The organism is Sphingomonas trueperi, assembly GCF_011927635.1.
In the GTDB taxonomy this organism is placed as follows: Bacteria; Pseudomonadota; Alphaproteobacteria; order Sphingomonadales; family Sphingomonadaceae; genus Sphingomonas; species Sphingomonas trueperi.
Genome location: NZ_JAATJB010000006.1, coordinates 95,066 through 107,055, shown reverse-complemented (window position 1 = coordinate 107,055; position 11,990 = coordinate 95,066). Strand labels below are relative to the sequence as shown.

The 11,990-nt window shown below is 67.1% G+C and carries 11 protein-coding genes; 7 read left to right on the top strand and 4 right to left on the bottom strand.

What is annotated here, in order from left to right; all coding sequences use genetic code 11:
- Positions 1-3: 3 nt before the first annotated feature.
- Positions 4-786, bottom strand: coding sequence for a histidinol-phosphatase (gene hisN / locus GGR89_RS11715; RefSeq protein WP_125975812.1), 783 nt, complete (start codon positions 784-786; stop codon positions 4-6).
- A gap of 64 nt (positions 787-850) precedes the next feature.
- Between hisN and GGR89_RS11710 the strand changes: the two genes are divergently transcribed.
- The 5 genes from GGR89_RS11710 to GGR89_RS11695 all read left to right on the top strand — a co-directional run bounded on the left by GGR89_RS11710 (position 851) and on the right by GGR89_RS11695 (position 5,191).
- Positions 851-1,918: a phospholipase A gene (locus tag GGR89_RS11710; RefSeq protein WP_241217959.1), complete on the top strand. Its 1,068-nt coding sequence runs from the start codon at positions 851-853 to the stop codon at positions 1,916-1,918.
- Between the two features lie 51 nt (positions 1,919-1,969).
- The gene (locus GGR89_RS11705) at positions 1,970-2,521 is read left to right on the top strand and encodes a peroxiredoxin (RefSeq protein WP_125975810.1); all 552 of its coding nucleotides are present in this window, start codon (positions 1,970-1,972) and stop codon (positions 2,519-2,521) included.
- Positions 2,522-2,776: 255 nt separating this feature from the next.
- Positions 2,777-3,838 carry a GGDEF domain-containing protein gene (locus GGR89_RS11700; RefSeq protein ID WP_125975808.1) on the top strand — a complete coding sequence of 354 codons (1,062 nt, stop codon included), beginning with the start codon at positions 2,777-2,779 and terminating at the stop codon, positions 3,836-3,838.
- Positions 3,839-4,108: 270 nt separating this feature from the next.
- The gene (locus tag GGR89_RS22680; protein WP_277600106.1) at positions 4,109-4,237 is read left to right on the top strand and encodes a hypothetical protein; all 129 of its coding nucleotides are present in this window, start codon (positions 4,109-4,111) and stop codon (positions 4,235-4,237) included.
- Between the two features lie 96 nt (positions 4,238-4,333).
- On the top strand, positions 4,334-5,191 hold the full coding sequence (locus GGR89_RS11695; protein WP_125975806.1) for a glucose 1-dehydrogenase: 858 nt from the start codon (positions 4,334-4,336) through the stop codon (positions 5,189-5,191).
- Positions 5,192-5,208: 17 nt separating this feature from the next.
- On the opposite strand, the gene GGR89_RS11690 is transcribed toward GGR89_RS11695, so the two are convergent.
- Positions 5,209-5,823 carry a YbhB/YbcL family Raf kinase inhibitor-like protein gene (locus GGR89_RS11690; protein ID WP_125975804.1) on the bottom strand — a complete coding sequence of 205 codons (615 nt, stop codon included), beginning with the start codon at positions 5,821-5,823 and terminating at the stop codon, positions 5,209-5,211.
- Between the two features lie 56 nt (positions 5,824-5,879).
- Complete coding sequence (locus GGR89_RS11685) at positions 5,880-6,551, bottom strand: glutathione S-transferase family protein (RefSeq protein WP_084583791.1); 672 nt, start codon at positions 6,549-6,551, stop codon at positions 5,880-5,882.
- 99 nt (positions 6,552-6,650) lie between these two features.
- On the opposite strand from GGR89_RS11685, the gene GGR89_RS11680 reads away from it, so the two are divergent.
- Positions 6,651-6,896 carry a type II toxin-antitoxin system VapB family antitoxin gene (locus GGR89_RS11680; RefSeq protein WP_125975802.1) on the top strand — a complete coding sequence of 82 codons (246 nt, stop codon included), beginning with the start codon at positions 6,651-6,653 and terminating at the stop codon, positions 6,894-6,896.
- Positions 6,893-7,288, top strand: coding sequence for a type II toxin-antitoxin system VapC family toxin (locus GGR89_RS11675; RefSeq protein ID WP_125975800.1), 396 nt, complete (start codon positions 6,893-6,895; stop codon positions 7,286-7,288). Before GGR89_RS11680 ends, GGR89_RS11675 begins: the two co-directional genes overlap by 4 nt.
- A 144-nt stretch (positions 7,289-7,432) precedes the next feature.
- Here the strand turns inward: GGR89_RS11675 and gltB are convergent, their stop codons facing one another.
- A complete protein-coding gene (gltB, locus tag GGR89_RS11670; protein ID WP_125975798.1) occupies positions 7,433-11,953 on the bottom strand; it encodes a glutamate synthase large subunit in 4,521 nt (1,506 codons plus the stop codon).
- Positions 11,954-11,990 lie beyond the last annotated feature (37 nt).

The window sequence follows — 11,990 nt, the reverse complement described above, 5'->3', positions numbered from 1 at the left end:
CAATCAGTGCCCTCGGCAGTCCATCGCCTCGAGAATGTCGTCGATCCGCGCCGGGTCGCCCGCCGCGATCACCTCGCCGTTGCTGCCGGCGTGGAGCGGATCGCCCTGCCAGTCGCACATCCGCCCGCCCGCGCCTTCGATCACCGGCACCAGCGCGGCGAAGTCGTGGAGCTTGAGGCCGGCCTCGACGACGATGTCGAGCCAGCCGCTCGCGACGCAGCCATAATTGTAGCAGTCGCCGCCAAGCACCGTGCTCATCACCTTGGCGTCGAGATGCTCAAAGGCGTGCAACTGGCCGTCGTCGAACAGCGCGGGCGAGGTGGTGGCGAGAATCGCCTGGTTCAGCTCGCGGCAGATGCGGGTGGTGGCGGGCTTGCCGTTGAACAGCGTCTGGCGGCCGGTGACGCCCAGCCAGCGCTCGCCGATGATCGGCTGGTCGATCACCCCCAGCACCGGCCAGCCATTGTCGACCAATGCGATCAGCGTGCCGAACACCGGGCGCCCGGCGATGAAGGCGCGGGTGCCGTCGATCGGGTCGAGCACCCATTGCCGGCCGCTGGTGCCTTCGCGGACGCCGAATTCCTCGCCGATGATGCCGTCCATCGGGCGCTCGGCGATCAGCAGCTTGCGCATCGCCTCCTCGCCGGCGCGATCGGCGAGGGTGACCGGCGACTGGTCCTCCTTCGCCTCCACGCCGTGCTCGGCGCGGAAATAGGGGCGGATCGCGGCGCCGGCGGCGTCGGCGAGGCGGGCGGCAAGCGCGATGTCGGTTTGGGAAACGGCCATGCCCCAGCCCTACCGGGCCGAATTTGACTCGCCAAGGTCACAAACGCCTGCCACTTCCCGGAATATGCGTGGTATCGCCGTCCTTCCCCTGCTCGGCCTCTGCTTTGTCGCCCTGCCTGCGCTGGCGCAGGTCCGCGCGGTGCCGGCCCAGCCCGCCTCCGAACAGGCGGCGCTGCGCGGCGTCGAGGTGTTCCTAGTCAACGAGGGCGAGGCGCCGATCGCCGATGCCGGCCCGCGCCAGCTCGAGATCACCGCCGCCGACGGCACCCGGCTGATGCTGGAGCGCACCCCCGGGCCGACGCCCACCATCGCCCCGCACGGCTTCGCCAAGGCGCGCTACGTGCCGGTGGGGGTCGCCGGGTTCGCGGTGCCGCCGGCTGCACAGCACAAGCCGGCCGAGATGCCCGAGCAGGAAACCGTGGTGCAGAGCTCGACCGGCAGCTCGAGCGCGCTGCTCGCCCGGTTCGAGCCGCACGAGCCGATCTACGGCGCCTTCGGCACCGACGATGCGGGGGGCAAGGTGCAGGTCAGCTTCGCGGTGCGGCCCTTCGCCGAGGATGCGCCGCTCCAGCTCGGCAATTTCCGCTTCGCCTATACCCAGACAATGTTCTGGGCGGTGAACGAACCCTCAGGTCCCTTCCGCTCGACCAACTACAGCCCCGAGCTCTATGCCGATGTGCCGGTCGACGAGACGGCGCGGGTCGCGCTCGGCTGGCGGCACGATTCGAACGGGCGCGGTGTCACCGATTCGGTCGACATCAATCGCATCTTCGTGCGGGGCGAAAAGACCTTCGATCTGGGCGGCGACTGGCGGATCGACATCGCCCCGCAGGCCTGGGTCTATGTCGGCAGTAGCGGCACCTTCCACGACATGAAGGACTATTACGGCTATACCGCGCTCGCCACCTCGATCCAGCAGAAGGACGGCATCAAGCTCGCGCTCACAGCGCGCGGCAATGTGAAGACCGGCCACGGTGCAGCCGAAGCCTTTGTCTCCTATCCGCTGCGGCGGCTGGGCGGCGGCCTGGGCATCTACCTCTTCGGACAGGCATTCACCGGCTATGGCGAAGCGCTAGACCGCTACAACGTCAACGACACGCACGCGCGGATCGGCATCGCCTTCACCCGCTAGCCGCCGCGTTCGGGGTGGCGTAGACACGGCCAATTATCCTGGGAGACCGATATGCGCCTGAAGCTCGCCCTTGCCGCCCTTGCCCTGCCCTTCGCCGTGATGCCGGCGAATGCGTCGCTCACCACCGGCGCCAAGGCCCCCGTGTTCATCGCCAAGGGCGCGGTGGCCGGCAAGCCGATCACCGTCGACTTGAAGGCCGCGCTCAAGAGGGGCCCGGTCGTGCTCTACTTCTTCCCGGCCGCCTTCACCTCGGGCTGCAACGCCGAGGCGCATGCCTTTGCCGAGGCGCTGCCCGATTTCACCAAGGCAGGCGCGACCGTGATCGGCATGACCGCCGGCAATGTCGACCAGCTCGAACAGTTCAGCAGCCAATATTGCGCGGGCAAGTTCGCCGTCGCCGCCGCGACGCCCGAGGTGGCTACGGGCTATGACGTGGCGGCCAAGAAGCCCGACGGCACCGTCGCCAAGTTCACCAGCCGGACCAGCTATGTGATCGCGCCCGACGGCAAGGTGCTGTTCGTCCACTCGGATCCGAACCCCGCCGACCATATCCGACTCACCCTCGCCGCGGTGGAAAAATACCGCGCGACTCACCGGAACTGACGCGCCAGGGTCCCAGCGCCGCGCTTTTCGTCGTACCGATCCAGAGGGCATTAAACCTTCGGATCGGTACCAGTTCACCGTGAAAACTCGCCAAACCTCTGGTTTACGGCCATAATGCGCCGACTGGTGCCCTGCCTCGAAGGTGCGCGCGTTCAGGATGAACGTACCGGCAACTCAATATTAGCACTCTCTGCTTATTCGTTGTGCGCAACATAGCGGCCGTCATGCCGTGATTTGCACGGGGGTTAGGAGCGTATGCGCATCGCGCGTGCCATTCGTCCAGAGATGGAAGGAGACGAGGGCCGAGCGCTTTTCGAGCGGATCGGCGCGTTCCTGCTCGACCAGCGGCTGGCACCGACGCCGACCAACTACGCCTTCGTCCACCGGCTGTTTACCGAACCCGAAGACGCACTCGCCCGCGCCGTGGAGTTGATCACCGAACGCGGCGTGCGGATCACCCCGCGCGACATCCAGACGCTCAGCGCAGACCACAGCCCCGAAGATCCGTCCGACGGCCATGCCGATCTCAAGGCACGCACCGAAGGCTTGGTCGCGCGCACCCAGATGCAGGTCGAGGGCTTTGCCGACATGGTGACGGCGATGCGCGCCGAAACTGCCGATTTCGGCCGCGACCTGGCGGCGAGCGCCGAGGCGATGACGACCGGCGGCGACGTGCCGCAGGCAAATGACGACGTCGTCCGGATCACCGCGGCGATGCTCGACCGCATCCGCGTCGCCGAGGAAAAGCTGGAAAGCACCACGCGCGAGGCGAACGACCTGCGCGAAAAGCTGGAAGAAGCGCGCGACAATGCGCGCCGCGATCCGCTGACCCAGTTGCCCAATCGTCGCGCCTTCGAGGAAGCCTTCGCCGCGCAGGAGGCCGCCGGGGGCAGCATGTGCATCGCGGTGTGCGACATCGATCACTTCAAGTCGGTCAACGATCGCTTCGGCCATGCGGTGGGTGACCGCGTGCTGCGGGTGATCGCCGACGCGCTGAGCCTGTGCTGCCGCGGGCACCTCGTGACGCGCTATGGCGGCGAGGAGTTCGCCATCCTCTTCACCAACGTGCCGCTCGACCAGGCGCGCGCGGTGCTCGAGCATGCCCGCGGCACCGTCCAGGCCAAGCGCTACAAGCTTCGCGACAACGACGCGCCGCTGGGCGAGATCACCTTCTCGGCCGGGCTGACGCCGGTGGAGCCGGGCGAGATGCACCAGACCGCATTCCACCGCGCCGACCGGCTGCTGTACCTGGCGAAGCACGAAGGCCGCAATCAGGTGAAAATCGGCAGCGCCAGCTATAGCGAATTTCGCCGCTGAATGGCGAAATTTACCAACGTTCGTCGCGCAATTCGCCCTACTTGTGTTCGGAATTGCAGCTCATCATAGGAATTACAGCTACTTAGCAGAGTTGGCACGCTCCCTGCAAAACTGCTGGCATCGGCCGTCGGATGGCCCGTCCGCCGAACCACAGGGAGTAAGTACCATGACCGCTCGTCTCGCTTCGCTGCACCAGACCATCGCCGTCAGCGCCGCCGTCCTGCTCACCGCCGCGCTCGTCCTGTTCTCCACCCCCGTGATCCCGGTCGCATGATCGCGCTCGCACAGACGGAGAAGATCAGCATGTTCCGCAGCTTTCTCATCGGCGTCGCATCGTTCGGCATCACCAGCGTGATGATCCTCGGCAGCGGCCTGCAGGGCTCCAGCTTCCTCGGCTGACCCTGCCGGCCGCCCCGGCGGCCCCTTTTATCTGGAACTTGGGGCCCATGCGCCCGGTTCTTTCGGCACCCCCCCAAGATCCAAGGAGCCGTGCCGATGTCCGAAGACCATGTAATCGACCGAGTCCGCGAGGATGCGCTCCCCGGCGAGGAGCGCACGCTTGATCCCAAGCCCGAGTGGCAGCCGCGCTATCGCGGATCGGATCGGCTGAAGGACAAGGTGGCCATCGTCACCGGCGCCGACAGCGGGATCGGCCGGGCGGTCGCCGCGCTCTACGCCCGCGAAGGCGCCGATGTCGCCATCGTCTATCTCAACGAACACCGGGATGCCGAGGACACCGCAGAAGCGGTCCGCGCCGAAGGCCGCCGCGCGATCACCATTGCGGGTGACGTGGGCGACAAGGCGTTCTGCGAGGACGCCGTGCAGAAGGTGATCGCCGAGTTCGGCCGCCTCGACATTCTCGTCAACAATGCCGGGGAGCAGCATCCCGACAAGGACATCGTCGACATCACCGAGCAGCAGCTCCGGCGGACTTTCCAGACCAACATCTTCGGGATGTTCTTCCTGGTCCAGGCCGCCTCGCCGCACCTCAAACGGGGCGCCGCGATCGTCAACTGCACCTCGGTGACGATGTATCAGGGCGAGCCCGAGCTGCTCGACTATAGCGCCACCAAGGGCGCGATCACTGCCTTCACCCGCAGCCTGTCGATGAACCTGATCGAGAAGGGCATCCGCGTGAACGCCGTCGCCCCGGGCCCGATCTGGACCCCGCTCAACCCGAGCGGCGGCGCGTCGCCCGAGAAGCTCGAACATTTCGGCGAGAGCGTGCCGATGGGCCGGCCGGGCCAGCCCAACGAAGTCGCCCCGGCCTTCCTGTTCCTCGCCTGCGAGGATTCGAGCTACATGTCCGGCCAGGTACTCCACCCGAACGGCGGCACGGCCGTCAACGGCTGAACGGCGCCGCGCCGGTCTCAGACCGGCGCGGTTTCGCCGACCAGCCCGGTGGGCGCCTCCTCTCCGCGCGAATAGACGCCGGTGAGCAGCCCGGCGGCAAGCACATGCCCCGCCATCGCCTTTACCAGCGCGCTGCGGCCGGGATTTTCGCCGATCTCGCAGCCACCGCCGAGCGCGAACAGCTGGAAGGCATAATGGTGCGGACCATGGCCGGTCGGCGGATCGGGCGGGAGCCAGCCCTCGCCGAGGAAGCTGTTGCGGCCGACATCCTTGCCCTCCGCATCGCCAGCCCCATCGGCGCGGATCGCGCCTTCCTTCAGGTCGCCCTCGACCGGCAGGCCCCAGATCACCGCATGGACCAGCGGCTGCGGCGCCGGCGCATCGGGATCCTCGACGATCAGCGCCAGGCACTCGGTGCCCTCGGGCACGCCGGTCCAGAACAGGGGCGGCGACACCCCCTCGCCGTCCGCGGTGAAGCGCTCGGGCAGGCGGCCGCCGTTCGCAAAGGCCGGGCTGGCAAGGTGGAGCACCTCGAAGCTGCCGAGTTCGGGCTGGACGATCGCCAGCTTGTTGGCGCCGGCGCGCAGCCCCTTCAGCGCGCTTCCCAGCCAGTGCGGTATATGTTCGAGCATCGCGGACTCTCTCCCGTTTGGCAGCCAAACGCGCCGGGCCCCGCGATTATCCCGCGTTACAGGTCCAGCTTCTCGTAATCGGCCGGCGGCGTGATTCCCTCCATCCGCTCGGCGAGCAGCTGGCGGAAGCTCGGGCGGCTCTTCATCCCGATATACCAGCGCTTGGCGAGCTCATGACTCTTCCAGTCGATTCCGCCCAGATAATCGGCGACCGAAATCTGCGCCGCCGCGGTAATGTCGGCAAGGCTCATCGTCGCACCGGCCAGCCAGGTGCGGTGATCGAGCAGGTAATCGATATAGTCGAGATGCCCGACCGCCGCCTTCATCGCGTCGCGCAGCACCTTGGCGTCGGGCGGCTGGCGATAGACGATCCGCTTGATCATCCGCTCGTGGAGCAGCGGCGCGGTGATGTCGCTGTAGAAATTGTTATCGAACCACACCACCAGCCGGCGGATCTCGGCGCGATCGACCGCCGAGCCGTTGAGCAGCGCGTTCTTGGTCACCGTCTCCTCGAAGAATTCGCAGATCACGGTCGAGTCGATCAGGGTCACGTGGCGCTCGGCATCGATCATCACCGGGGTCTGGCCGGTGGGATTGAGGTCGAGGAATTCGTCGCGCCGCTGCCACGGTGATTCGCGCACCGGCTCATAGGCGATGCCCTTCTCGCCCAGCAGGAGCCGGACCTTGCGCGAGAAGGGACAGAGCGGGAATTGAAGGAGCTGCCACATGGGGAAAGCCATAAGCAGCGGAAATGGGCCGGGGAAGACTCGTTGTAGCGCGGGCCGCATTTCTATATTTTGAGAAGCATTCTAGAACGGAGCCGCACCATGGCGCTCAGCATCAAGGACGAAGAGACCGACCGGCTGGTGCGCCGCTACGCGCGCGCCAAGGGGGTGAGCTATACGACGGCGATCCGCATGGCCGTGCGCGAGGCAATGGATCGCGACCGGACCAGCAAGGACAGCTTCACCGATCGGCTGAAGCGGGCCCAGGCAGTTGCAGCCGGTCAGCCGCGCAATGATCACAGCGCCGACGACATACTGGGATATGACGAGCACGGCCTGCCGCGGTGATCGCGATCGACACCTCGGCACTCGTCGCCCTGCTCTTCGGCGAGCCCGAAGCGGATCGCATCACGGCGCTGCTGGACGAGACCGACACCGTGCTGATCGGCGCACCGACGGCACTGGAGTTTCGCATGGTGGTGCTCGGGCAATCGACCCGCGCGGCCGCAGACGCCGGCTCGGCGTTGATCGCCAAGCCGCCCTTCGTGATCGTGCCGTTCGGCGAGGATCACCTGCAGGTCGCCGCCGACGCGTTCGACCGTTTCGGCAAGGGACGTCATCCCGCCCGCCTGAACTATGGCGACTGCATGGCCTATGCGGTCGCCGCCCTTGCGGACTGCCCGCTGCTCTTCAAGGACGACGACTTCCGCCACACCGACGTGGCCGCCGCACTGGAATAAAGCCATCCCGTCAAACCCGTCATTCCGGCGAAAGCCGGAATCCATTGGGGCCTCCGTCGCGGCGCATGCAGAGAGCGAGTGGCGAATGGATCCCGGCTTTCGCCGGGATGACGAAGGTGGGAAACGGTCCCCACCTTCATCCCGTCACTCCGCCGCCACCGCCTCGACGGTGTCGCCCAGCGGATGCGGCAGCCGGGTGAGCATTTCCTTCGGCACCACCTGCCAGAACTTGCCGATTTCGCGGTCCCAGTCCTCCAGCAGGCCTTTCGACCATTTGCTGTCGGTCTCCTCCGCATGGGCCTCGACCAGCGACCGGAGCTTGGCTTCCCAGTGGCTGGAGGCCAGCCGGTTCCAGGTGATGTTCTCCGGATTGGCGTGGCGCTCGAAGCTGCCGTCGACATCATAAACGAACGCCATGCCGCCGGTCATGCCCGCGCCGAAGTTCATGCCGACGCGGCCGAGCACCACCGCGGTGCCGCCGGTCATATATTCGCAGCCGTTCGCGCCGCAGCCCTCGACCACCACATCGGCGCCCGAGTTGCGCACCGCAAAACGCTCGCCCGCCTGGCCTGCCGCGAACAGCCGGCCCGAGGTGGCACCGTATAGTACGGTGTTGCCGATGATCGTGTTGTTCCACGACTCGATCGGCGAGCTGACCATCGGCCGCACCACGATGATGCCGCCCGACAGGCCCTTGCCGACATAGTCGTTGGCGTCGCCGAACACCTCGAGCGTGATGCCCTTGCAGAGAAACGCGCCGAGAGACTGGCCCGCGGAGCCGCGCAGCCGGACATGGACGTGCCCATCCTGCAGCGTCGACATGCCGAACTTGTTCGTGACCTCGGACGAGAGCCGCGTGCCCACCGCGCGGTGGGTGTTGCGCACCGAATAGGTGAGCTGCATCTTCTCGCCGCGCGCGAACACGGGTGCGGCATCCTTGATCATCTGCGCGTCGAGGCTGTCCGGCACGTCATTGCGGAAGGTGCTGAGGCTGAAGCGCCGCTCGGCATCGTCCGCGTCCACCTTGGCGAGGATCGGGTTGAGGTCGAGATCGTCGAGATGCTCGGCGCCGCGGCTGACCTGGCGGAGCAGCTCGGTGCGGCCGATCACGTCGTCCAGGCTCTTGCAGCCGAGCTTGGCGAGGATCTCGCGGACTTCCTCGGCGATGAAGGTCATCAGGTTGATGACCTTCTCGGGCGTGCCGACGAACTTGGCGCGCAGCTTCTCGTCCTGGGTGCAGACGCCCACCGGGCAGGTGTTCGAATGGCACTGGCGGACCATGATGCAGCCCATCGCGACCAGGCTCAGCGTGCCGATACCGAATTCCTCGGCGCCGAGGATCGCGGCGATGACGATGTCGCGCCCGGTCTTGAGCCCGCCATCGGTGCGCAGCTTGATGCGGCCGCGCAGCCCGTTCAGCGTCAGCGTCTGGTTCACCTCCGACAGGCCCATTTCCCAGGGTGTGCCCGCGTACTTGATGGAGGTGAACGGCGACGCGCCGGTGCCGCCATTGTGGCCGGCGACCAGAATCACGTCGGCATGGGCTTTCGCCACGCCCGCCGCGACCGTGCCGATGCCGGCCGAGCTGACCAGCTTCACGCACACCCGCGCGCGCGGATTGATCTGCTTCAGATCGTAGATCAGCTGCGCCAGGTCCTCGATCGAATAGATGTCGTGGTGCGGCGGCGGCGAGATCAGCGTCACGCCCGGCGTCGCATGGCGCAGCCTGGCGATGAACTCGGTAACCTTGAAGCCGGGCAGCTGGCCGCCCTCGCCGGGCTTGGCGCCCTGGGCCACCTTGATCTCGATCTCGTCGCAGGCGTTGAGATATTCCGCGGTCACGCCGAACCGGCCCGAGGCGACCTGCTTGATCGAGGAGTTGGCGTTGTCGCCATTCTCGTAGGGCGTGTAGCGCGCCGAATCCTCGCCGCCTTCGCCCGACACGGCGCGCGCGCCGATCCGGTTCATCGCGATGGCGAGCGTCTCGTGCGCCTCGGGGCTCAGCGCGCCCAAGGACATTCCCGGCGTGACGAAGCGCTTGCGGATCTCGGTGATCGCCTCGACCTGGTCGATCGGCACGCCGCTCTCGGGGAAGTTGAACTCGAGCAGGTCGCGCAAGTACACCGGCGGCAGGTCCCGCACCCCGCGCGAGAAGGCGAGATAGCTGGAATAGCTGTCGTTCGACACCGCGGTCTGCAGCTGGTGCATCAGCTGCGCCGAATAGGCATGCGCCTCGCCGCCCGCGCGCTGGCGGTAGAATCCGCCGACCGGCAGCGTCGCCACGCCCGCATCATAGGCCGCCTCGTGGCGCATCATCGCCGAGAGGTGGAGCGAGGCATAGCCTTCGCCCGAGATCTTGGCCGGCATGCCGGGGAACAGGTCGTTCACCAGCGCGCGGCTGAGGCCCACCGCTTCGAAATTATAGCCGCCGCGATAGGAGCTGATCACCGCGATACCCATCTTCGACAGGATCTTGAGCAGTCCCTCGTCGATCGCCTTGCGGTGGCGCTTCAGGCACTCGGCGAGGCTCAGCTCGCCGAACAGGCCGCGCGCGTGCCGATCGGCGATCGCGGCCTCGGCCAGATAGGCGTTCACCGTGGTCGCGCCGACGCCGATCAGCACCGCATAATAATGCGTGTCGAGGCACTCGGCGGTGCGGACGTTGACGCTGGCATAGGAGCGCAGCCCCCGGCGGACGAGGTGGGTGTGCACCGCCGCCGCCGCCAGCACGCCGGCGATCGCCGCCTTGTCGGGCCCGCTATGTTCGTCGGTGAGAAACAGTTCGGTGCAGCCGGCGCGGACGGCCTGCTCGGCCTCGTGGCGGATGCGCTTGATCGCGAGCTTGAGCGATTCGGGATCGCCATCGGCCGCGAAGGTGCAGTCGATTTCCGCCGCGCTCGACCCGAAATGCGCGCGCAACCGGTGCCAGTCGGCATTGGTGAGCACCGGGCTCTCCAGCACCAGCACCGGGCTGCCCGCGCCTTCGGTATCGAGGATGTTGGCGAGGTTGCCGAACCGCGTCTTGAGCGACATCACATAGCGCTCGCGCAACGGATCGATGGGCGGGTTGGTCACCTGGCTGAAATTCTGGCGGAAGAACTGGCTGATCAGCCGCGACTTGAACGAGATCACCGCGAGCGGCGTATCGTCGCCCATCGAGCCGATCGCTTCCTTGGCGGTCTCGACCATCGGCGCGAGGATCAGTTCCATGTCCTCGAGCGTCTGGCCGGCGGCGACCTGGCGGCGCGACAGCTCGGCGCGCTCATAATAGGTCTCGGCCGGCGCCGCGGGCAGGTCGTCGATCGACAGGAAGCCCTGCACCATCGAAGCGTAATCGGCCTCGCCGGCGATCTGGTCCTTGATCGCGCGGTCGTGGAGCAGCTTGCCCTCGTCGAGGTCCACCGCGATCATCTCGCCCGGCCCGAGCCGGCCCTTGGCGACGACGTTCGCCTCGGGCACCGGCACCATGCCGGTTTCCGACCCGACGATCAGCAGCCCGTCCGAGGTCTGGGTATAGCGCAAGGGGCGGAGCGCGTTGCGGTCCATGCCCGCCACCGCCCAGCGGCCGTCGGTCATCGCAAGTGCTGCGGGGCCGTCCCACGGCTCCATCACCGAGGCGAGATACTGGTACATCGCGGCGTGCGCCGGCGGCGTATCCTCGTCCTGCTGCCAGGCTTCGGGCACCAGCATCAGCTTGGCGGTGGGCGCGTCGCGGCCCGAGCGGCAGATCGCCTCGAACACCGCGTCGAGCGCGGCCGTGTCCGACGCGCCGGCCGGGATCACCGGCTTGATGTCCTCGCTCTGCTCGCCGAACGCGATGCTCGCCATCTTGATCTCGTGGCTGCGCATCCAGTTCTGGTTGCCGCGGATCGTGTTGATCTCGCCGTTATGCGCCAGGCAGCGGAACGGCTGCGCCAGCCACCATTGCGGGAAGGTGTTGGTGGAATAGCGCTGGTGGAAGATCGCGACGCGGCTCTCGAAGCGCGAATCCTTGAGGTCCGGGTAGAAGTCGGACAGCGATTCGGCGAGGAACAGGCCCTTGTAGATGATCGAGCGGCACGACAGCGAGCAGATGTAGAAGCCGCCCACCTGCGCCGCGATCACCCGCTTCTCGATGCGACGGCGGATCAGATAGAGCTGGCGCTCGAACTCGGCGGCGTCCATCGCGTCGGGCATCGGCCCGGCGATCATGATCTGCTCGATCTCGGGGCGCGTCGCCTGCGCCTTCATGCCGATCACCGAGACGTCGACCGGCACCTGGCGCCAGCCATAGATGGTGTAGCCCGCCTCGATGATCTCGCTCTCGACGATGGTGCGGCAGGTCTCCTGCGCGCCGAGGTCGGTGCGCGGCAGGAAGATCATGCCGACGGCGAGGCGGTTCGGCAGCACGCGGTGGCCGCTGCCGACGATCTGCTCGTCGAAGAAGCGCAAGGGGAGATCGACATGGATGCCGGCGCCGTCGCCGGTCTTGCCGTCGGCATCCACCGCCCCGCGGTGCCACACCGCCTTCAGCGCATCGATCGCCGACTGGACGACCCGGCGCGACACCTGACCGTCGGTCGCCGCAACCATGCCCACGCCGCAGGCATCGCCTTCATATTCGGGGCGGTACATGCCCTCACGGGCGAGGCGTTGGCGCTCGGCGGCCAGCTTGATGTCGTCCATTGTCTTCCTCGATCTTCCTTCGCGCGGGCCCCGTGGG

Bases quoted from the DNA above. Each gene is read 5' to 3' on its own strand.
- GGR89_RS11705 (WP_125975810.1), top strand. From the start codon at position 1,970: ATGCGCCTGAAGCTCGCCCTTGCCGCCCTTGCCCTGCCCTTCGCCGTG.
- GGR89_RS11680 (WP_125975802.1), top strand. From the start codon at position 6,651: ATGGCGCTCAGCATCAAGGACGAAGAGACCGACCGGCTGGTGCGCCGC.
- GGR89_RS11695 (WP_125975806.1), top strand. From the start codon at position 4,334: ATGTCCGAAGACCATGTAATCGACCGAGTCCGCGAGGATGCGCTCCCC.
- GGR89_RS22680 (WP_277600106.1), top strand. From the start codon at position 4,109: ATGATCGCGCTCGCACAGACGGAGAAGATCAGCATGTTCCGCAGCTTT.
- gltB (WP_125975798.1), bottom strand. From the start codon at position 11,953: ATGGACGACATCAAGCTGGCCGCCGAGCGCCAACGCCTCGCCCGTGAG.
- GGR89_RS11685 (WP_084583791.1), bottom strand. From the start codon at position 6,551: ATGTGGCAGCTCCTTCAATTCCCGCTCTGTCCCTTCTCGCGCAAGGTC.
- GGR89_RS11690 (WP_125975804.1), bottom strand. From the start codon at position 5,823: ATGCTCGAACATATACCGCACTGGCTGGGAAGCGCGCTGAAGGGGCTG.
- GGR89_RS11700 (WP_125975808.1), top strand. From the start codon at position 2,777: ATGCGCATCGCGCGTGCCATTCGTCCAGAGATGGAAGGAGACGAGGGC.
- hisN (WP_125975812.1), bottom strand. From the start codon at position 786: ATGGCCGTTTCCCAAACCGACATCGCGCTTGCCGCCCGCCTCGCCGAC.
- GGR89_RS11710 (WP_241217959.1), top strand. From the start codon at position 851: ATGCGTGGTATCGCCGTCCTTCCCCTGCTCGGCCTCTGCTTTGTCGCC.